Below are 19,557 nucleotides of genomic sequence, written 5' to 3'. Positions count from 1 at the left end.
CGGGGGGCGGGCGCGGGCGGTGCTGGCTCAGGCGGTGCGCTGCCGGGCCAGCTGGGCCATCCGGCCGACGACCTCCAGCATGGCGGGCGCCTCGGTGCCGTCGAGGTGCCGGTACTCGGTGCCGATGGTGACCAGCAGCCGCTCGGGGAGGCCGAGTTCGGGGTAGCGGTCCTCGTCGATGACGGTGCGGGCGGCCTCGGCGGCCGGGACGCCGGCGGCGTGCAGGGCGTGCGCGCGGTCGCGGACGTAGCGCAGGTAGCCGGCGTGGGCGCGCAGGTCGGCGCGGGTGAGCAGCGGGCCGTGGCCGGGGACGATCGTCTCGGCGCCGGTGTCGAGCAGCCGCTCGACGGCGTCGATGATGTTGCCGAGCGGGCCGGCCCAGTGCACGGGGTGGTCGCCGGGCCGTTCGGCGGTGGAGCCGAAGACGACGTCGCCGGTGAAGACGGTGGAGCGGGTGGGGAGGTGGACGATCAGGTCGCCGCTGGTGTGGGCCGGCGGGAGGCTGCTGATCCGCACCGGGATGTCGCCGACGCGCAGTTCGAGTTCGCCGGTGAAGACGGTGTCGGGGACGACCGGCGGGGTGTCGGCCCAGTTGAAGCAGCCGAAGTGCTCGTGCAGGTAGGCGCCGGTGTCGCCGTCCTTGTCGAGGTTCTGCAGCAGGGCGTGCTGCTGTTCGGGGGTGGGCTCGTAGGCGATGTGGTGCAGCGCCTCGTGGGTGGTGATCACCTCGGCGCCGGGGAGGACGCCGGCGCCCCACATGTGGTCGCCGTTGGCGTGGGTGACCACGATCCGCTCGACCTCGGCGCCGGGGGCCAGCACGGCGCGGGTGCGCTCCAGGAACTCGCCGGCCAGGGTGCGGTCGTAGGGGGTGTCGATCCACAGCGCGGTGTCCCCGGCGGTGACCAGTCCGCAGTTGGCCAGGCCCCAACCGCGTTGCTGCGGCTGCCATGCGTATATACCGTCGGCTATCGAATGGAAGTGCGCGCTCCGGGTCGTCATGGGCGCGATTATGCCCAACTCTGTGTCACCGTTCGGCTCCGGCCCACGGATTGAACATGTGCGTTTCAAGTCGCCCTTCGGGGAAGGCGGTTGTGCGGGGGCGGAGCAGTTGCGGCGGGCCGGGAAACGGATCCGGAACCCCGGTTGTGAATTCGTACAACATTGAACAACCTCGACTATACTCGGTCCCATGAACGATCCCGTGACCGAAGCGCCCGAGGTCCCCTCCGCCCGGGAGGCGGAAGCGGACACCCCCTGGCTGGACGCCCGCGAGCAGCGCTTCTGGCGCGCCCACCTGGAGGTCGGCAAGCTCCTCGACCACCAGCTGAGCCGGGAGCTGCAGGCCCACAACCTCGCCATCAACGACTACGAGATCCTGGTCGTGCTCTCCGAGTCGCCCGAGCGCCGGATGCGGATGACCGACCTGGCCACCGCCACCCTGCAGTCCAAGAGCCGGCTCTCGCACCAGATCACCAGGATGGAGGCGGCCGGCCTGGTGCTCCGCCAGGAGTGCCCGGGAGACCGCCGCGGCCTGTACGCGCACCTGACCGAGCACGGCTGGGAGACGCTGCGCAAGGTCGCCCCGGACCACGTCCGCAGCGTCCGCGCGCACTTCATCGACCGGCTCACCGACGAGCAGCTGGACGCGCTGTACGCGGCCCTGGCCCCGATCGCCGAGCACCTGCGCGGGCTCCGCGGCCGGGGCTGACGGCGGGCTCAGCTGACGGCGGGCTCAGGAGGTCAGTTCGGCCACCAGCCGGTCCGCCGCCGCGTACGGGTCGAGCTCGCCCGCGGCGACCTGCCCGGCCAGCGCGTCCAGGTGCCGGTCGCCGCGCAGGTCGCCGATCCGGGCGCGCAGCGCGGCCAGGGTGATCGCCTCGACCTCCTGGGCGGCCCGGCGGCGGCGGCGGGCCTCCAGCTCGCCGGTCTCGGCGAGCCAGCCGCGGTGCTTCTCCAGCGCCTCGACGAGCTCGTCCACGCCCTCGCCGCGGGCGGCGACGGTCTTGACGATCGGCGGCCGCCAGTCGCCGGCCTGCCGGGACTCCCCCAGGCCGAGCATGTGGTTGAGCTCGCGGGCGGTGGCGTCCGCGCCGTCCCGGTCGGCCTTGTTGACCACGAACACGTCGCCGATCTCCAGGATGCCCGCCTTGGCGGCCTGGATGCCGTCGCCCATGCCGGGGGCCAGCAGCACCACCGAGGTGTCGGCCTGCGCGGCGACCTCCACCTCGGACTGGCCGACGCCGACGGTCTCCACCAGGATCACGTCGCAGCCCGCCCCGTCCAGCACCCGCAGCGCCTGCGGGGCGGCCCAGGCCAGGCCGCCGAGGTGGCCGCGGGTGGCCATCGAGCGGATGAACACCTCCGGGTCGGTGGCGTGCTCCTGCATCCGCACCCGGTCGCCGAGCAGCGCGCCGCCGGAGAACGGCGAGGACGGGTCGACGGCCAGCACCCCGACCCGCCTGCCGAGCCGCCGGTAGGCGCTGACCAGCGCCGAGGTGGAGGTGGACTTGCCGACCCCGGGCGAGCCGGTCAGGCCCACCGTGTACGCCCGCCCGCTGTGCGGGGCGAGCGCCGCCATCACCTCGCGCAGTTCGGGCGCGGCGTTCTCCACCAGGGTGATCAGCCGGGCCACCGCCCGGGGACGGCCCTGCCGGGCCTGCTCGACCAGCGTCGCCACATCGGCCATCGGGTTCTGCTCCTCGCTGCGCTACGGCGGAAAGGCGGACGCCCCGCAGGCCGCTCGCACGGCACTGCGGGACGGGGTGGACGGGTGGTGCTCAGCCCTGGGCCGGGACCTTGACGATCAGCGCGTCGCCCTGGCCGCCGCCGCCGCACAGCGCGGCCGCGCCGACCCCGCCGCCGCGGCGCTGCAGCTCCAGCGCCAGGTGCAGCACCACGCGGGCGCCGGACATGCCGATCGGGTGGCCGAGCGCGATGGCGCCGCCGTTGACGTTGACGATGTCGGCGCTGACGCCGAGGTCCTGCGTCGACTGGTGGGCGACGGCGGCGAACGCCTCGTTGATCTCGATCAGGTCGAGGTCGCCGACCTCCAGGCCCTCCTTGGCCAGCGCGTGCCTGATCGCGTTGGACGGCTGCGACTGCAGCGAGTTGTCCGGGCCGGCGACGTTGCCGTGCGCGCCGATCTCGGCGATCCAGCTCAGGCCCAGCTCCTCGGCCTTGGCCCTGCTCATCACCACGACGGCGGCGGCGCCGTCGGAGATCTGCGAGGAGGTGCCGGCGGTGATGGTGCCGTCCTTGGCGAAGGCGGGGCGCAGCTTGGCCAGGCCCTCGACGGTGGTGTCGGCGCGGATGCCCTCGTCCTGGCTGAACAGCACCGGCTCGCCCTTGCGCTGCGGGATCGGCACCGGCACGATCTCGGCCTCGAAGACGCCGTCGGCCTGGGCCTTGGCGGCGCGCTGGTGGGAGGCGGCGGCGATGGCGTCCTGCACCTCGCGGGTGATGCCGAGGCGGGTGTTGTGCTTCTCGGTGGACTCGCCCATCGGGATGTTCTCGTAGGCGTCGGTCAGGCCGTCGTGGGCCATCGAGTCGAGCATCCCGATCGCGCCGTACTTGAAGCCCTCGCGGGACTTCGGCAGCAGGTGCGGGGCGTTGGTCATGGACTCCTGGCCGCCGGCCACCACGACGTCGAACTCGCCGGCCCGGATCAGCTGGTCGGCCAGCGCGATCGCGTCCAGCCCGGAGAGGCAGACCTTGTTGACGGTCAGCGCCGGGACGTTCATCGGGATGCCGGCCTTGACCGCCGCCTGCCGGGCCGGGATCTGTCCCGCGCCGGCCTGCAGCACCTGGCCCATGATCACGTACTGGACCTGGTCGCCGGTGATCCCGGCCCGCTGCAGCGCCGCCTCGATCGCGAAGCCGCCCAGCTCGGCGCCGGAGAATCCCTTGAGCGAGCCGAGCAGCCGCCCCATCGGGGTGCGGGCACCTGCGACGATCACAGAAGTAGTCATGGACGAGCCCCTTCGCGCGTCGGACCAGAGGGTGGGGAGATGCGGTCAATGTACTGATCGGTCACCTCTGCGTCACCGTCCGGCAGGTGTGATCAGCGCTACTGGCACCCTCCAGTGAACACCGTGCCGGAGGGGGGAAGGAAACGTGTGAGCAGACTCGCAGGGCGCCCCGCTGGCGTCCGACCGCGGGAATGCGCTGCACTGAGTGCCACCCACGTCCGTCCCGATCCCCCCGGAGGACCGCCACCGTGCTGACCCGCATCGACCACATCGGCATCGCCTGCTTCGACCTGGACCGGACCGTCGAGTTCTACCGTGCGACGTACGGCTTCGAGGTGTTCCACACCGAGGTCAACGAGGAGCAGGGCGTCCGCGAGGCCATGCTGAAGATCAACGACACCGGGGACGGCGGCGCCTCCTACCTGCAGCTGCTGGAGCCGACCCGGGAGGACTCGGCGGTCGGCAAGTGGCTGGCCAAGAACGGCGAGGGCGTGCACCACATCGCCTTCGGCACCGCCGACGTGGACGGCGACGCCGCCGCGATCGCGGGCAAGGGCGTGCGGGTGCTGTACGAGGAGCCGCGGCGCGGTTCGATGGGCTCCCGGATCACCTTCCTGCACCCCAAGGACTGCGGCGGCGTGCTGACCGAGCTGGTCACCGCCGCGGATCCGTCCGAACACTGACCGGCTGCGGTACGGAGCCCGGACGGGAGCCGACCGGTCGGTAACGAACTGGTCGGTAACTTCCGAAAAGCACCTCGCCCCCATTCCCCCGGGAGCGGCTCCCACTACAATGCCCAGGTGCGCTGGTACCACCGGTCCGCGCACCGCAGGGGAGTCCACGACGCGGGCACGGCCGGACGGTCGCCGTTCGGATCTGTCACCATTCTCCAGAGGCAACATGTCGCTCAGGAGTCCACCCGGACGGTGGAGCGATTGCAAGGACCAACCGGCCCGCCCGTGGACCACGGAGCGGACCGGCCCGGTCGAGGACGCGACCAGGAGATGGATGGGACCGCGGAGTGCGGGGCTACGACCGCTACGAGGTTGAGGATCACCTCTCCAAGTTCGAGGCCGAGCTGGAGAAGGCCCGCAAGGAGCGGGACAAGACCGTCGAGCACGCCGACGACCTCGCCTACCAGGTGGAGGTGCTCCGGGCCAAGCTGCACGAGGCCCGCCGGCAGCTCGCCCAGCCGCGCGCCTTCGACTCCGTCTCCGGCCAGGCCGAACAGCTCCTGCGCAACGCCGAGATGCAGGCCGAGGCGCTGCGCGCGGACGCCGAGCGCCAGCTGCGCGAGTCCCAGGCCGCCACCCAGCGGATGATGGCCGAGGCCGCCGAGCGCACCGCCCAGCTCGAGGCCGAGTTCAACGCCCGGCGCCGCCGGCTGGAGGAGGAGCTCGCCGAGTTCCGGGCCGCCGCCGAGCGCCACGTCAACGAGAACGTCAACTGGGCGGAGCAGACCCGCGCCGGCACCGAGCAGGAGGCCCAGCGCCTGCTCCAGGAGGCCCGCGCCGAGGCCGACCGGATGATGGCCGCCGTCCGCGCCGAGGCCGCCGCCCTCGCCGACCAGGCCCGCGCCCAGACCGCCGCCGACGTCGACGCCGCCCGCGGCGAGGCCCAGGCCCAGGCCGAGGCCGCCCTGCTGCGCGCCCAGACCGACGCCGAGCGCCTGCTGCGCGCCGCCTCCGAGCAGGCCCAGCAGACCGGCGCCCAGGCCGAGGAGCACCGCGCCGCCGCCCTCACCGCCGCCCAGCAGCAGCTCGCCGACGCGCACGCCGCCGCCGAGCAGAAGCTGGCCGCCGCCGAGGCCGAGATCACCGCCCTCAAGCGGCAGGCCCTCGCCGACCAGGAGCGCGCCGAGGCCGCCCTGGCCGGCGCCCAGGCCGAGATAGAGCGGCTGCGCGCCGAGGCCCTGGCCGAGACCGAGCGGGCCCGCGCCGAGGCCGCCCGGATGCGCGAGGAGGCCACCGCCGCCGCCCAGCGCCTGCAGGCCGAGGCCACCAGCGAGGCCGAGCGCAAGGTCGCCGACGGCGCCGCCGCCAGCGAGCAGCGCTCCGCCACCGCCCGCGCCGAGATCGCCAAGATGGTCGCCGCCGCCACCCGCGAGGCCGAGCTGATCCGCTCCGCCGCCGCCACCGCGCAGGCCGAGGCGGACGCCGCCAAGGCCGCCGCCCGCGAGGAGAGCGAGCGCCTGCGCGGCGCCGCCGAGTCGGTCGCCACCGAACTGCGCGCCGAGGCCGAGGCGGAGATCGCCGAACGCCGGGCCGCCGCCGAGGCCGAGGCCGCCGCGCTGCGCGAGGCCGCCGCCGCCGAGGCCGAGCGGATCCGCACCGACGCCGAGGACGCCGGCCGCGCCGAGGGCGCCAAGGACGCGGCGCTGCGGCTGGCCCGGGCCGCCAAGCAGGCCGAGGAGGTGCTCACCCGGGCGGGCAGCGACGCCGAGAAGACCCGCGGCGAGGCCGCCGCCGAGGCCGAGCGGCTGGTCGAGCACGCCAAGGCCGAGGCCGGCACGCTGCTGGAGCAGGCCCGCGAGGCCGTCGAGCAGGCGCAGAACGCCGCCATGGAGGACGCCGCCTCGATCCGCGAGCAGCTGGAGCGGATGCAGGCCGAGGCCGCCCAGGCCCGCGAGCAGGCCGAGGAGCAGCGCTCCGCCGCCGAGGCGGAGGCCGAGCGGGTCCGGGCCGAGGCCCGCAGGCAGGCCGCCGTGCAGATCGAGGAGTCCGCGAAGCAGGCCGAGGAGCTGCTGACCGGCGCCAAGGCCGACGCGGACGCGCTGCGCTCCGGCGCCGGCGAGGAGGTCGAGCGGCTGCGCGCCGAGGCCCGCGAGCAGGCCGCCGCCGTCCAGGGCCGGGCCGAGCAGACGCTCACCCGGGCCCGTGCCGAGGGCGAGAAGATCACCGCCGCCGCCGAGCAGGCCCGCACCGAGACGCTGGCCGCGGCCGAGGCCGCCGCCGAGGAGACCCGGACGGCCGCCGAGCGGCACGGCGCCGAACTGCGCGAGCGGGCCGCCGCCGAGGCCGCCACCGTCCGCGCCGAGGCCGAGGCCGCCGCCGAGGCACTGCGTGCCGACACCTCCCAGTGGGCCGAGCAGCACCGCGCCGAGGCCGAGGAGGCCGGGCGGAGCCTGCGCGCCGACGCGGAGGAGGCCGCCCGCGCCGTCGTCCAGCGGGCCGAGTCCGCCGCCGAGGCGCTGCGCGAGGAGGCCGCCGCCGCCCGCGAGGCCGCCCGCGCCGACCTGGAGCGCGAGCAGGCGCTGACCGCCGAGAAGCTGGCCGAGGCCGCCGCCATCCGGGAGGCCGCCGACGGCGAGGCCGAGCAGGTCCGCACGGCCGCGGCCGCCGACGCCGCCCAGCTGCGCGAGAGCGCCGGGGCGGACGCCGCGCTGGCCCGCGCCGAGGCCGAGCAGGACGCGCAGCGGCTGCGCGCCGAGGCCGAGCAGGCCCTCGCCGCCGCCCGCTCGGAGGCCGGGGCGCTGGGCGTGGAGGCCGCCGCCGACCGGGCCGAGGCCACCCGGCTGCGCGAGGAGGCCGAGGCGTACGACCGCGAGCTGCGCGGGGCCGCCGAGCGGGAGACCGCCGAGCTGCGCGCCACCGCCGAGCGCGAGAGCACCGAGCAGCGCGAGGCCGCCGAGACCTACGACCGCGAACTGCGCGAGGCCGCCGAGGCGTACGACCGCGAGCTGCGGGCCACCGCCGAGCGCGAGAGCGCCGAACTGCGCGAGCAGGCCGAGGCGTACGACCGCGAACTGCGGGCCACCGCCGAGCGCGAGAGCGCCGAACTGCGCGAGCAGGCCGAGGCGTACGACCGCGAGCTGCGGGCCACCGCCGAGCGGGAGACCGCCGAGCTGCGCGAGCGGGCCGAGCACGCCGCCGAGCAGCTGCGGGCGAACGGCGAGGCGCGGGCCGCCGAGCTGGTGGCCGCGGCCGAGCAGGAGGCCGCCGAGGTCCGCCAGTCGGTGGCGGGCCTGCACGAGAAGGCCACCGGCCAGATCGCCGAGCTGCGGGCCGCCGCCGAGCGCGAGCGGGCCGAGCTGCGCGAGCAGGCCGAGGCGTACGACCGCGAGCTGCGGGCGGCCGCCGACCGCGAGACGGGTGAACTGCGGGCCGCCGTGGCCGAGTTCGCGCAGCAGCAGCGCGCCGAGGCGGAGGCCGCCGCGCAGCGGACGCTGGCCGAGGCGGACGAGCTGGCGTCGGCGGCGCTGTCCGAGGCCGAGGAGCGGGCGGCCGCGCTGCGCTCGGAGGCCGAGGAGTACGCGCTGGCGACCCGGACGCTGGCGGAGGAGTTCGACGCGGACATCCGCGGCCGGGCCGAGTCCTTCGACCGGGAGACCCGGGAGGCCGCCGAGGCGTACGACCGGGCGACCCGCGAGCAGGCGAAGTCGGTGCTGGAGAGGGCGTTCGCGGACGCCGAGCAGCTCGGCGAGCAGGCGCAGTCGGAGGCGCTGGCGGTGGCCGCGGCCGCCGAGGAGCAGTCCGACGCGATGGTGTCGGCGGCCCGCCAGGAGGCGGAGCGGCTGCGCGCGGAGGCCGAGGCGCAGGGCAAGGCCGAGGTGGAGAAGGCCCGTTCGGACGCGGATGCGCTGCTGTCGGAGGCCCGGCGGGACTCCACGGCGATCCGCGAGCGGGCCGAGGAGCTGCGCGAGCGCACCGACGCCGAGATCGAGGCGCTGCACGAGCGGGCCCGCAAGGAGAACGCCCAGGCGATGAAGTCGGCCGGCGAGCGGGTGGACGCGCTGGTGACGGCGGCCCAGGAGCAGCTGACCGAGGCCGAGGAGCAGGCGCAGGCGCAGGTCGCGGAGGCCGAGGAGCGGGCGGCGGAGCTGATCGCGGCGGCCGAGTCGCGGGCGTCCGAGCTGACCTCGGAGGCGTCCGCGGAGGCGGGCCGGGTGCGGATCTCGGCGGTGCGCAAGGCCGAGTCGCTGCTCAAGGAGGCCGAGAACAAGCTCGCGGACTCCACCACCCGCGCGGAGGCGCTGATCATCAAGGCGGAGGCGAAGCTCAAGGCCGCCGAGATGGAGTCGGAGGAGCAACTGGAGGCGGCGGCCGACGAGGCCGCGTCCCGGCTCAAGCGCGCCGACGAGGAGGCCGAGAAGCGGGTGCGGCGGGCCGGTTCGGACGCCGAGGAGCAGTTGCGGCTGGCCGCCGAGGAGGCGGAGCGGCTGCTCGCCGAGGCCCGCTCGGAGGCCAAGCGCGTGACCGACGAGGGCCAGCGGGAGTTGGACGAACTGGTCCGCCGGCGCAAGGACATCAACACCGAGATCTCCCGGGTCCAGGACGTGCTGTCGGCGCTGGAGGCGTTCGAGGCCCCCGCTCCGTCGGCCCACGGAAACGGGGGGAGCAAGAAGGACGGAGGGCCCAAGGCCGGTGCCGGAGTGGGCTCTCCGCGATCGGGAGGCAATCGTTCCGGGGGCGCGCCACCCGATTGAGCGGACATTGTCCGCGAACCAATGGCGTTTCGCCGTTGACACTCCGGTACCGTGTCAGGATTCCCTCAACCATCTCAGCGGTTTGACGACAGGAAGCCCAGAAATCCCATGAGCGACAGTCACTCCCCGCACGGCTTCGACCTGGTACGCCGTGGGTACGAGCGCGCCCAGGTCGACGAGCGGATCGCCAAGCTGGTGGCCGACCGAGACAGCGCGCTCTCCCGGATCAGCGCGCTGGAGAAGCGCATCGAGGAACTCCACCTGGAGACCCAGACGGCCCAGGCCGCGGTCACCGACGCGGAGCCCTCGTACGCCGGTCTCGGTGCCCGCGTCGAGAAGATCCTCCGCCTCGCCGAGGAGGAGGCCAAGGACCTGCGCGACGAGGCGCACCGCGCCGCCGAGCAGCACCGCGAGCTCGCCGAGGCCGCCGCGCAGCAGGTCCGCACCGAGGCCGAGAACTACGCCAAGGACCGCAAGGCCAAGGCGGAGGACGAGGGCCTGCGGATCGTCGACAAGGCCAAGTCGGACGCGGCGCAGCTGCGGGCCGAGGCCAACAAGGACGCGCAGAACAAGCGCGAGGAGGCGGACGCCCTCTTCGAGGAGACCCGCACCAAGGCCGCGCAGGCCGCCCTGGAGTTCGAGACCAACCTGGCCAAGCGCCGGGAGCAGTCCGAGCGCGACCTGGCGGCCCGTCAGGCCAAGGCCGAGAAGCGGCTGGCCGAGATCGAGCACCGCGCCGAGCAGCTCCGCCTGGAGGCGGAGAAGCTGCGCACCGACGCGGAGCGCCGTTCCCGCCAGACCATCGAGACGGCGCAGCGCCAGGCCGAGGACATCGTGGCCGACGCCAACGCCAAGGCCGACCGGGTCCGCAGCGAGTCGGAGCGCGAGCTGGCGGCGCTCACCAACCGCCGCGACTCGATCAACGCGCAGCTGACCAACGTCCGCGAGATGCTGGCCACGCTGACCGGTGCGGCGGTCGCGGCGGCCACGCTGCCGACCGACGACTCGCTGGGCGTGCCGGCCCAGCAGTCGCGCTGACCGCCTGACCGCCCTGTCGGGACACCGCTGAAGTCCTGAAGTGCCCGAAGGGGCCCGGAGCTCGCGCTCTGGGCCCCTTCGGCTTTCCCGCGGTCACTCGACAATCACTCGACGGTCACTTGACGCGCTTGAGCAGGGCCCGGACGGCGGCGTTGAAGGTCTCGGGGGCCTCCAGCGAGGAGAGGTGGCCGACGGCCGGGATGACGGTCAGTTCGGCGTCGGAGAGCGCCTCGGCCATCATCCGGGCCTCGCTCAGCGGGGTGACGGTGTCGAGTTCGCCGACGATGACCGCGGCGGGCACCTCCAGGGCGGCCAGTTCGTCCAGCGAGTCGGGGCGGGCGGCCATCGCGCGCTGCGCCCAGGCGACCGCGGCCGGGCTCGCCTCGGCGATCATCTTCCTTACGGCGCCGGTGAGTTCGGGGTCGGTGCCGGGGGCGAGCAGGTTCTCCGCCATCCGCTCCTCGAGCAGCAGGTCGACGCTGCCGCGTTCCAGGACGGTGGTGGCGACGCGCTCCCGGTTGGCGCGGGCGGCGTCGGTGTCGGTGGTGGCCTTGGTGTCGGCGAGGACGAGCCCGGCGAGGCGTTCGGGGTGGCGGCGGGCGAAGGCCATCGCCACGTAGCCGCCCATCGACAGGCCGCCCAGCACGGCGCGCTCGACGCCGAGGCCGTCCAGCAGCGCGAGCAGGTCGTCGGCGGCGGTGTCCAGCGACGGGGGGAGGTCGCCGAGCGGGGCGGTGCCGAAGCCGCGCTGGTCCGGTGCGATCACCCGGGCGTCGTCCCCGGCCGGGCCGGGGACGCGCTCCAGTTGGACCTCCCACATCCGCGCGGGGAGCGGGAAGGCGTGCAACAGGACGAGCGGGGTGCCGGTGCCGTTCTCGCGGACGGCCGGCGCGCTGGGCGAGGTCATGGTTCCACCGTAGGGCCCGGCGGGTGCACCCCGAGCGCAGGTTGTCCGATTCATCCGCTTTTTGCCATAACCTGGCGGGAGACCAAGGAGCGGCAGATGATCGAGTTGCACCACCTGACGAAGCGTTACGGCGACAAGTTGGCCGTCGACGATCTGAGCTTCCGGATCCCGGAGGGCGTGGTGACCGGCTTCCTCGGCCCGAACGGCGCCGGCAAGTCCACCACCATGCGGATGATCCTCGACCTGGACCGCCCGACCGGCGGCGAGGTCACCATCGACGGCAGGCGCTACGCCGAGATCCAGGACCCGCTGCGGAAGATCGGCGCCCTGCTGGAGGCCAAGGCCGTCCACCCCGGCCGCACCGCGTACGACCACCTGCTGTGGCTGGCGCAGTCCAACCGGGTGCCGCGCGCCCGGGTCGACGAGGTGCTCGACCTGGTCGGCCTGACCGCGGTGGCGAAGAAGCGCGCCCGCGGCTTCTCGCTCGGCATGGGCCAGCGCCTGGGCATCGCCTCCGCGCTGCTGGCCGACCCGCGGACCCTGATGTTCGACGAGCCGGTGAACGGGCTCGACCCCGAGGGCATCCTGTGGATCCGCAACCTGATGAAGCGGCTGGCCGCCGAGGGCCGCACCGTCTTCGTCTCCTCGCACCTGATGAGCGAGATGGCGCTGACCGCCGACCACCTGGTGGTGATCGGCCGCGGCCGGCTGCTCGCCGACCTGCCGATGGCCGAGTTCATCAAGCGCAACTCCCGCTCGGCCGTCCGGCTGCGCACCCCGCACCAGGAACAGCTGCTGAACGCCCTGCACGGCGCCGGTCTGACCGCCGAGGCCGGGCCGGACGGCGCCTGGGAGGTGGTCGACGGCGACCCGGTCGTGCTCGGCGAGCTGGCCGCCGCGCACGGCGTCACCCTGCACGAGCTGAGCCCGCAGCAGGCGTCGCTGGAGGAGGCGTTCATGCAGATGACCGCGAGTTCGGTGGAGTACCACATGGGGGCCGGGGCGGCCCCCGAGCAGCCGCCCGTCTGGGGTGCGGGCTGGAACGAGCGCAAGTCCGGAAAGGAGAGCTGAGATGGCCGCGTTCCCCGCCGTCGCGCAGTCCGAGTGGACCAAGATCCGCAGCGTCCGCTCCACCGTCTGGTCGCTGGTCTCGGTCTTCCTGATCACCGTCGCGCTGGGCCTGGCGATCAGCCTGGTCGCCCGGAACAACGTCTCGGACTTCACCGAGAACGGCGACAGGCCGTTCGACGCCACCGCCATCTCGTTCATCGGCGTCAACTTCGGCCGGCTCGCCATCGTGGTGTTCGGCGTGCTGGCCGTCGGCAACGAGTACAGCAGCGGCATGATCCGGGTCTCGCTGGCCGCCGTCCCGCAGCGCGGCACCCTGCTGGCGGCGAAGACCGCCGTGCTGGGCGCACTGGCCCTGGCCGCCTCGCTGGTGACGGTGTTCGTCACCTTCTTCATCGGCCAGGCCGCGCTCGGCGGCGGGCTCTCCACCTCGCTGGGCTCGGAGCACGTGCTGCGGGCGGTGTTCGGCACCGCGCTCTACCTGACCCTGCTCTGCCTGCTCTCGGCGGGCGTCACGGTGATGGTGCGGCACCAGATCCTGGCGCTGGCGATCCTGGTGCCGTTCATCATGCTGATCTCGCCGATCCTGTCGATCGTCCCTGTGGTGAAGGACTGGATCAAGTACTTCCCGGACCAGACGGGCTCGGCCATCACCCAGGTCGTCCCGACCGACGACCTGCCGTACGGGCCGTGGGCCGGCCTGCTGATCTGCGCGGCCTGGACGGCCGCGGCGCTGCTCGGCGGCTACCTCGTCCTGAAGAAGCGCGACGCCTGATCCGCCGTCAGTACTTCGGAGCGCCGCGGCCCCGCTGGATGTTGGAGCCGCGGCGCTCCCGCGCTCCCCAGCAGGCCCGGTGCCAGTGCCGCCGGTCGTCCACGCCGCCGCCGTGGTCGGGCCAGGCCACCAGGTGGCCGACGCCGGGCGGGATCTCCTGGTCGCAGCCGGGGCACCGGTAGTACCGCCCGGCCGTCCCGGCCACGGTCTGCACCACCCAGTCCTCGCCCCGGTACGCCTCCACCCGGCGCAGCGAGCTCCCCATCGGTGCGGCGCTGCCGCGCTCCTCGGGCTTGTCGATCCGGTTGCGGCGGGGTGACACGGGCTCCCTCTCCCTCGGCGTGACCTGGCGTGGCGTGCCTCCAGGGTACGGGGCGGGCCGGGGCCGCGGGCCGGGAGTGCCGCGCCGCCCGGCCGTGACCGGGCGGCCCCCCGTCGCGTTGTGCCCCGGGGGCCGACCGCCGTCCCACCGCCCCCGCGGGCCCCATTAGCACGGCGGGCGGTGCGGGCGCCGGGGTTTCGGGGGTATTCCACCCTCCACCCGGGGAAATCGGGGGTTCCGCGTGCCATTGGCACATGACATGGGTTACTCACGTGGTGACACGGCGGGGCCCGCGACCCTGCGCGGCACCGATGGAGGCACCCCATGACGAAGACCACCCCCCGGCCCGGAGTCCGCTCGGCCGCCCCGCGGACGGTTGGCGCCGGGGTGGTGCCGGCCGAGCGGGCCGCCGCCGAGCAGGCGCCGGGCGCCGGCACGGACGCGCTCCGGGTCGGCGCCTTCCTGCTGTCGGCGCAGTTCCCCGGCCAGAGCCACGGCGAGGCGCTGGAGCGGACGGTCTCGGCGGCGGTGGCCGCCGAGCGGGCGGGCCTGGACGCGGTGTGGCTGGCCGAGCACCACTTCGTGCCGTACGGGGTCTGCCCGGACGCGGCGACGCTGGCCGCGATGCTGCTGGGCCGCACCCGGCGGATCGGGGTGGGGACGGCGGTGAGCGTGCTGAGCACCCGTCACCCGGTGGCGCTGGGCGAGCAGGCGGCGCTGCTGCACCTGACCTCGGGCGGCCGGTTCACCCTGGGCGTGGGGCGCGGCGGGCCGTGGATCGACCTGGCGGTGTTCGGCGGCGGCCTGGAGGCGTACGAGCGGGGCTTCCCGGAGCGCCTGGACCTGCTGCTGCGCTGGCTGCGCGGGGCCCGGGTGGGGGCGGCGGGGCAGCAGTTCGCGTTCCCGGAGGTGGCGGTGGTGCCGCGGGCCGCGGAGCCGGCCCGGCGGGCGGACCTGGCGGGCTGGCTGGGCCTGGAGGGCGCGGTGATCCCGCGCCAGCGCCAGGACGAGGCGCAGCCGGCCCGGTCGGGCCCGCCGGTGGTGGTGGCCTGCACCTCGCCGGGCGGGGTGCGGACGGCCGCCGAGCGGGGCCTGCCGATGCTGCTGGGCATGCACTCGGGCGACGAGGACAAGCGGGAGATGCTGGCGGCGTACCGGGCGGCCTGGCGGGCGGCGGGGCGCGGCGAGGAGCAGCTGGCCCGGGTGGAGCGGGAGCACGTGGCGGCGGGCGTGGCGCAGGTGGACGACCGGGCGGGGGCGGCGCGGGCCGGCCTGCTGCGGACGATGCCGGACTTCTTCGCGCACGGCCTGGGCGCGCACCGCACGGTGGACGGCCGGGAGCGCTCGATGCGCGACCCGCGGGCGTACACCGAGCTGCTGTGCGACCTGCACCCGGTGGGCACGCCCCGGCAGTGCGCGGACCGGCTGCTGGCGACGGCGGAGCGCACCGGCATCCGGCGCTTCGCGCTGCTCGCCGAGGGCTCGGGCGACACGGCGGCGACGCTGCACAACCTGGCCCGGCTGGGCACGGAGGTGCTGCCGCAGCTGTCCTGAGGGCCCTGCGGGGGCCCTGGCGCGGCCGCGGGCCGCCCCGGGCACTTGGAGACCGGGGGGCCCGCGTTCGGCGGCCGTACGCGGGCGCTGACGGCGCGTCAGCGGGCGCGTGCGGCGCGGTGTGCTGACGCCGGGTCAGCAGTCGCGCAGTTCCGGCGACTGGTTGAGCAGCTGGCCCCGGATCGAGGTGAAGCGGGCGAGCCGCGCCTCGGTGTCGGGGCCGGGGGCGAAGACCGCGACCCGGTGGCAGTTCTGGAACGCCAGCCGGACGCCGAAGTGCCGCTGCAGGGCGCCCCGGATCGCGTCGCTGGCCAGCGCGCGGAGCAGTTGGCCGCGCTCCCGCTCGCTCGGCGGGGGCACGTCGTTGTCGGCGAAGTCGGTTCCGTCGACCTTGAGTTGGGCGACCAGCGAGCTGATCATGTCCCAGGCGTAGGGCAGCGAGGTGCGGACACAGTCGACGAACTCCCGCTCGTCGACCTCGCCTCGTTCGGCCTTCTCCAACAGGGCCGGTGAGACGTCGAGCGACATGGGTTCTCCTCTCGCGGTCCGCTCCGGCGGGATCGCCGGGGCGGTGGTGCCGGTGTGCTGGGGTGGTGCGGTGAGGGTGGCGCTGTGGGTGCTGGGAGGTACTGGGAGGTGCTGGGAGTGCTGGGACGGGTGTGCGGGTGAACCGCGCGCGTTGTTCGAGTGGTGACGGTGCGGCGGATCGGTGGACGCCGCGCGTCGGGTTCGGCCCCGGGGGTCAGACCAGCGTGGCAGGCCCCCCCTCACCCGGGTTGGTGAATCGGTGGATTGCCGCCCGGAACGCCCCTTCCGGGGCGAGATTGGCCGGAATCCGACGTGTCCCAACCCACCGCGCCGAGCTGGTGCCCCTCACGGGGCGCAGCCGTGCGGTCACCATGCTTCGCCCCTCCCGCCCGGCCGACACCCGCCGTGCGCGCACTCGCTTCAAACGGCTCCCGCACCCGGCCCGGCCGGACCGGCTGTCTCGGGATTCCGGCCCCTGGGCCCCACCGGGCCGGGGCGGTCCGCCGGGGCCCCGGAATCGAACACGGACCGGGGCACTCCCGGCGGGCCTTAGGCTTGTCCCCATGCGTCTTGTCATCGCCAAGTGCACCGTGGACTACGCGGGCCGCCTCGCTGCACATCTGCCCTCCGCCGTGCGCCTGGTGATCGTGAAGGCCGACGGGAGCGTCAGCATCCACGCCGACGACCGGGCCTACAAGCCGCTGAACTGGATGTCGCCGCCGTGCTCCCTCAAGGAGGCGGACGGCGTGTGGACGGTCACCAACAAGGCCGGCGAGAAGCTGATCATCACCCTGGAGGACGTCCACCACGACTCCTCGCACGAGCTGGGCGTCGACCCGGGCCTGATCAAGGACGGCGTGGAGGCCCACCTGCAGGAGCTGCTGGCCGACCGGATGGAGGTGCTCGGCTCCGGCTGGCAGCTGATCCGCCGCGAGTACCCGACCCCGATCGGCCCGGTCGACATCCTCTGCCGGGACTCCGACGGCACCACCGTCGCCGTGGAGATCAAGCGCCGCGGCGAGATCGACGGCGTCGAGCAGCTCACCCGCTACCTCGAGCTCCTCAACCGGGACCCCCTGCTCGCCCCGGTGAAGGGCGTCTTCGCCGCCCAGGAGATCAAGCCGCAGGCCCGGGTGCTGGCCACCGACCGGGGCATCGGCTGCGTGGTGCTCGACTACGACGAGCTGCGCGGCATCGACGACGACAAGCTCAAGCTGTTCTGAGCCCTCCGGCCGCGCGGTCGCACCCGGCTGCGACAATCCCCGCATGCCCGTTCGAAGCACCACCGGGGTCGGCCCGTACGAGACCCACCTGACGCTGGCCCCGGCCGAGGCCGGGGAGCTGGCCCGCTGGGCGGCCGCGCACGGACTGGAGTTCACCCACATCCTGCTGGCCCGCGGCCGGCACCCCTCGCAGCCGATGCTGTCCTGGCACACCGAGGGCACGCTGGCCGCGCAGCACCGCCGGGCCGCCGCCGAGGCGGGCCGGCTGCGGGCCGCCGGGTTCACGCCCGTCCGGGTCAAGATCGAGGCCGCGCCCTGGACGCCGGGCGTGCCGCGCACCGACGCCGAGGCCGAACTCGCCGACCCCGCGCACTACTTCGAGCACCACGTGAAGGTCCGCACCGACCCCGGCACCCCGCGCGAGACGCTGGTCCGGGCCGCCGCCGGGCACGGCGCCCACGTCTCCTGGAACGCCCGCCGCACCGAACCCGGCGGCCACCGCCAGTACTTCGTCACCCAGCGCTGCCACCGGGTCGGCCTGGCCACCGCCGGCGCCCGCCTGGAGCGCCTGACCGCCGCGCTCACCGCCGCCGGCCTGCCGCCGCTGAAGGCCGAGCGCGAGTACGTGGTGCACGACTCGGCGCTCGCCCTGGACGAGGGCTGGATCGACGCCGTCCCGACCGGGGAGCTGCCGTGAACGAGGCCCGTGACGCCGACGAGCTGGCCCGCCGCTTCCCCGAGGAGCTGCCGCTGACGTTCCGTCCGATCGGGGACGGCCGGGCCCGGCAGATCGCGGTCTTCGACCCGTCGCTCAAGCAGTACTTCAGCGCCTACCGGACCGCCGACCCGCGCTACGCCGACCCGGCGCTGGCCGCCGCCTGGCTGGCCGCCCGCCGCACCGCGATGGACGCCGTGCTGTCCGCCGTCGCCGCCTCCCGCTGGGCCGACCACCTGGTGCTGCGCGGCTCGGTCGTGCTGCGCGCCTGGTTCGGCGCCGCCGCCCGCGAACCCGGCGACCTGGACTTCGTCCTCACCCCCGCCGACTGGACGCCCGACGACCCGCGCACCGCCGAACTGCTGCGCGAGCTGACCGCCGCCGTCCCCACCGCCGGGCCGGTCCGCTTCCTGCCCGGCGAGGCCGTCGACGAGGAGATCTGGACGTACGAGCGCGTCCCGGGCCGCCGCCTGCTGCTGCCCTGGACGGCCGACGGGCTGCCCGGCGGCGGCATCCAGCTGGACTTCGTCTTCACCGAGCACCTGCCGCTGCCGCCCGAGCCGCTGGAGGCCGCCCCGGGCGCGGTGCTGCGCGTCGCCGGGCGGGAGCTCTCGCTGGCCTGGAAGCTGCTGTGGCTGGCCACCGACAGCTACCCGCAGCCCAAGGACCTGTACGACGCGGTGCTGCTCGCCGAGTCCACCCCGCTGCGGTACGGGGTGCTGCGCGAGGTGTTCACCGGCGGCGAGGCGTGGCTGGCCGAGGCCCCGCCCGGGCCGGAGTCCGTACCCGGCGCCGAGCCGGACACCGGCGGCGCCGACTGGGCGCACTTCCGCGAGGAGTACCCGGAACTGACCACCTCCGGCGAGGAGTTGGCCCGCCGCCTGGCCGCCGCGCTGGCCCCCGTACTGGCCGAGGTCCCGGAAGCCGAACGGGCCGACCGGTGGGCCGAGGGCTGGGTGGCCCCGCTGCGCGCCGAACTCGCCGCCGGCGGGCTGGACGCCGCCGAGAGCTGGCTCCTCGCCCGCTCCGCCTCCCTGGGCACCGCCCGCCGCCTCCTGCACCGCGCCCTCGGCCCGGACGCCCCCGACCCGCTGGACACCCTGCTCTCCCGCCCGGCCTGGGCCGCCTGGGCCCGCACCCTCGCCCGCGGGAACATCGGCCTGGAGCAACTGCTGGAACGCTGACGGGCCGTCACCGGCCCTGCGTTCAGGTGCCGGTGGTGGGCGTGCCGCCGGTGGTGCCGCCGGTGGTGGGCGTCCCTCCGGTGGCACCGCCGGTCGTCCCGGCCGTGCTGCCGCCGGTGCCGCCGCCCGTGGTGTCGCCGGTGCCGCCGCCCGTGGTCGTACCGCCGGTGCTGCCACCGGTCGTCGTCCCGCCGGTGGTGGTCCCGCCGGTCGTGCTGCCGGTCGTACCGCCGCCCGTCGTGCCACCGGCGCTGCCGCCGGTCGTCGTCCCGCCGGTGGTGCCGCCCGTCGTGCCACCGGTCGTCGTCCCGCCGGTGCCGCCGCCGCTCGTACCGCCGCCCGTCGTCCCGGTGCCGCCGGTGCCGCCGCCGGTCGTCCCGCCGGTGCCCGCCTTCGTCGTGGTGGCCGTCGTGCTCGGTGTGCCGCTCGGCTTGTGGGTGCCGGAGGCGCTGCTGGAGGCCGAGGTGCTGGCGGAGGGGCTCGGGCTGTCGCCGGCGCCGGGGCTGCCGGTGGCGGAGGGGCTGTCGGACGGGGTGGTGGCGGGCGGGGTGGCGCGCGGGCTGGTGCCGGGGTCGAGCGGGGGCAGGTCCTCGGCCGAGTTGCCGCCGCGGTCGCCGGGGCGGTCGTCCCCGCTCGCGGCGACGCCGACCGCGGTGCCGATGACGCCGAGCGCCACCACCGCCGCGCCGGCCAGCAGCGCGGTCCGGCGGGCGCCGCGCGGGGCCCGCTTGCGCAGCCGGCCCGGCACCACCTGGGCGATGGCCCGGATGGAGCGGCGGCGCCGGGCGGGTTCGGTGTCGGAGCCGGCGCTCAGCGCGGCGGTCTCCTCGATCCGGATCAGGTCGAGCAT

The 19,557-nt window shown here is 75.2% G+C and carries 16 protein-coding genes and 1 pseudogene; 10 read left to right on the top strand and 7 right to left on the bottom strand.

Annotation, left to right across the window (positions count from 1 at the left end):
- Positions 1-27: 27 nt before the first annotated feature.
- Entirely contained in the window at positions 28-999 is a 972-nt protein-coding gene (locus ACFUEL_RS09025) for an MBL fold metallo-hydrolase (protein WP_380235391.1), read from the bottom strand.
- A 190-nt stretch (positions 1,000-1,189) separates the two neighbouring features.
- On the opposite strand from ACFUEL_RS09025, the gene ACFUEL_RS09020 reads away from it, so the two are divergent.
- Complete coding sequence (locus ACFUEL_RS09020) at positions 1,190-1,708, top strand: MarR family winged helix-turn-helix transcriptional regulator (RefSeq protein WP_380235390.1); 519 nt, start codon at positions 1,190-1,192, stop codon at positions 1,706-1,708.
- A 24-nt stretch (positions 1,709-1,732) separates the two neighbouring features.
- Here the strand turns inward: ACFUEL_RS09020 and meaB are convergent, their stop codons facing one another.
- Positions 1,733-2,686, bottom strand: coding sequence for a methylmalonyl Co-A mutase-associated GTPase MeaB (gene meaB, locus ACFUEL_RS09015; protein ID WP_380235389.1), 954 nt, complete (start codon positions 2,684-2,686; stop codon positions 1,733-1,735).
- Between the two features lie 91 nt (positions 2,687-2,777).
- A complete protein-coding gene (locus ACFUEL_RS09010) occupies positions 2,778-3,968 on the bottom strand; it encodes an acetyl-CoA C-acetyltransferase (protein WP_380235388.1) in 1,191 nt (396 codons plus the stop codon).
- Between the two features lie 248 nt (positions 3,969-4,216).
- On the opposite strand from ACFUEL_RS09010, the gene mce reads away from it, so the two are divergent.
- The 3 genes from mce to ACFUEL_RS08995 all read left to right on the top strand — a co-directional run bounded on the left by mce (position 4,217) and on the right by ACFUEL_RS08995 (position 10,431).
- Positions 4,217-4,651: a methylmalonyl-CoA epimerase gene (gene mce, locus ACFUEL_RS09005; RefSeq protein ID WP_380235387.1), complete on the top strand. Its 435-nt coding sequence runs from the start codon at positions 4,217-4,219 to the stop codon at positions 4,649-4,651.
- A gap of 338 nt (positions 4,652-4,989) precedes the next feature.
- Positions 4,990-9,393 carry a hypothetical protein gene (locus ACFUEL_RS09000; RefSeq protein ID WP_380235386.1) on the top strand — a complete coding sequence of 1,468 codons (4,404 nt, stop codon included), beginning with the start codon at positions 4,990-4,992 and terminating at the stop codon, positions 9,391-9,393.
- A 108-nt stretch (positions 9,394-9,501) separates the two neighbouring features.
- Positions 9,502-10,431 carry a cellulose-binding protein gene (locus ACFUEL_RS08995; protein WP_380235385.1) on the top strand — a complete coding sequence of 310 codons (930 nt, stop codon included), beginning with the start codon at positions 9,502-9,504 and terminating at the stop codon, positions 10,429-10,431.
- A 115-nt stretch (positions 10,432-10,546) separates the two neighbouring features.
- On the opposite strand, the gene ACFUEL_RS08990 is transcribed toward ACFUEL_RS08995, so the two are convergent.
- On the bottom strand, positions 10,547-11,338 hold the full coding sequence (locus ACFUEL_RS08990) for an alpha/beta fold hydrolase (RefSeq protein ID WP_380235384.1): 792 nt from the start codon (positions 11,336-11,338) through the stop codon (positions 10,547-10,549).
- Between the two features lie 96 nt (positions 11,339-11,434).
- Between ACFUEL_RS08990 and ACFUEL_RS08985 the strand changes: the two genes are divergently transcribed.
- Positions 11,435-12,409: an ABC transporter ATP-binding protein gene (locus tag ACFUEL_RS08985; protein WP_380235383.1), complete on the top strand. Its 975-nt coding sequence runs from the start codon at positions 11,435-11,437 to the stop codon at positions 12,407-12,409.
- A 1-nt stretch (position 12,410) separates the two neighbouring features.
- The gene (locus ACFUEL_RS08980) at positions 12,411-13,181 is read left to right on the top strand and encodes an ABC transporter permease (RefSeq protein WP_380235382.1); all 771 of its coding nucleotides are present in this window, start codon (positions 12,411-12,413) and stop codon (positions 13,179-13,181) included.
- 7 nt (positions 13,182-13,188) lie between these two features.
- On the opposite strand, the gene ACFUEL_RS08975 is transcribed toward ACFUEL_RS08980, so the two are convergent.
- A complete protein-coding gene (locus ACFUEL_RS08975; RefSeq protein WP_380235381.1) occupies positions 13,189-13,503 on the bottom strand; it encodes an ATP/GTP-binding protein in 315 nt (104 codons plus the stop codon).
- 324 nt (positions 13,504-13,827) lie between these two features.
- On the opposite strand from ACFUEL_RS08975, the gene ACFUEL_RS08970 reads away from it, so the two are divergent.
- The gene (locus ACFUEL_RS08970) at positions 13,828-15,057 is read left to right on the top strand and encodes an LLM class flavin-dependent oxidoreductase (protein ID WP_380235380.1); all 1,230 of its coding nucleotides are present in this window, start codon (positions 13,828-13,830) and stop codon (positions 15,055-15,057) included.
- Positions 15,058-15,192: 135 nt separating this feature from the next.
- Here the strand turns inward: ACFUEL_RS08970 and ACFUEL_RS08965 are convergent, their stop codons facing one another.
- On the bottom strand, positions 15,193-15,585 hold the full coding sequence (locus tag ACFUEL_RS08965; protein ID WP_380235379.1) for an SCO5389 family protein: 393 nt from the start codon (positions 15,583-15,585) through the stop codon (positions 15,193-15,195).
- 563 nt (positions 15,586-16,148) lie between these two features.
- Here ACFUEL_RS08965 and nucS point away from each other — a divergent pair.
- Genes nucS through ACFUEL_RS08950 form a run of 3 tightly spaced genes read left to right on the top strand, consistent with a single transcriptional unit; the run spans position 16,149 to position 18,707 of the window.
- A complete protein-coding gene (nucS, locus tag ACFUEL_RS08960; RefSeq protein ID WP_344558216.1) occupies positions 16,149-16,808 on the top strand; it encodes an endonuclease NucS in 660 nt (219 codons plus the stop codon).
- Between the two features lie 43 nt (positions 16,809-16,851).
- Positions 16,852-17,505, top strand: a complete 654-nt coding sequence (locus tag ACFUEL_RS08955) for a hypothetical protein (RefSeq protein ID WP_380235378.1) — start codon at positions 16,852-16,854, stop codon at positions 17,503-17,505.
- Complete coding sequence (locus tag ACFUEL_RS08950; RefSeq protein ID WP_380235377.1) at positions 17,502-18,707, top strand: nucleotidyl transferase AbiEii/AbiGii toxin family protein; 1,206 nt, start codon at positions 17,502-17,504, stop codon at positions 18,705-18,707. Before ACFUEL_RS08955 ends, ACFUEL_RS08950 begins: the two co-directional genes overlap by 4 nt.
- Positions 18,708-18,729: 22 nt before the next feature.
- Here ACFUEL_RS08950 and ACFUEL_RS08945 read toward each other — a convergent pair.
- Positions 18,730-19,557 (bottom strand): annotated as a pseudogene (locus ACFUEL_RS08945) (hypothetical protein); the annotation flags it as partial.

The sequence above is a fragment of the Kitasatospora sp. NPDC057198 genome (genome assembly GCF_042670125.1).
In the GTDB taxonomy this organism is placed as follows: Bacteria; Actinomycetota; Actinomycetes; order Streptomycetales; family Streptomycetaceae; genus Kitasatospora.
This window is presented reverse-complemented; position numbering and strand designations above follow the sequence as displayed.

Coding starts and splice junctions, on each gene's coding strand:
- ACFUEL_RS09025 (WP_380235391.1), bottom strand. CDS start 999: ATGACGACCCGGAGCGCGCACTTCCATTCGATAGCCGACGGTATATAC.
- ACFUEL_RS09020 (WP_380235390.1), top strand. CDS start 1,190: ATGAACGATCCCGTGACCGAAGCGCCCGAGGTCCCCTCCGCCCGGGAG.
- meaB (WP_380235389.1), bottom strand. CDS start 2,686: ATGGCCGATGTGGCGACGCTGGTCGAGCAGGCCCGGCAGGGCCGTCCC.
- ACFUEL_RS09010 (WP_380235388.1), bottom strand. CDS start 3,968: ATGACTACTTCTGTGATCGTCGCAGGTGCCCGCACCCCGATGGGGCGG.
- ACFUEL_RS08995 (WP_380235385.1), top strand. CDS start 9,502: ATGAGCGACAGTCACTCCCCGCACGGCTTCGACCTGGTACGCCGTGGG.
- ACFUEL_RS08990 (WP_380235384.1), bottom strand. CDS start 11,338: ATGACCTCGCCCAGCGCGCCGGCCGTCCGCGAGAACGGCACCGGCACC.
- ACFUEL_RS08985 (WP_380235383.1), top strand. CDS start 11,435: ATGATCGAGTTGCACCACCTGACGAAGCGTTACGGCGACAAGTTGGCC.
- ACFUEL_RS08980 (WP_380235382.1), top strand. CDS start 12,411: ATGGCCGCGTTCCCCGCCGTCGCGCAGTCCGAGTGGACCAAGATCCGC.
- ACFUEL_RS08970 (WP_380235380.1), top strand. CDS start 13,828: ATGACGAAGACCACCCCCCGGCCCGGAGTCCGCTCGGCCGCCCCGCGG.
- ACFUEL_RS08965 (WP_380235379.1), bottom strand. CDS start 15,585: ATGTCGCTCGACGTCTCACCGGCCCTGTTGGAGAAGGCCGAACGAGGC.
- nucS (WP_344558216.1), top strand. CDS start 16,149: ATGCGTCTTGTCATCGCCAAGTGCACCGTGGACTACGCGGGCCGCCTC.
- ACFUEL_RS08955 (WP_380235378.1), top strand. CDS start 16,852: ATGCCCGTTCGAAGCACCACCGGGGTCGGCCCGTACGAGACCCACCTG.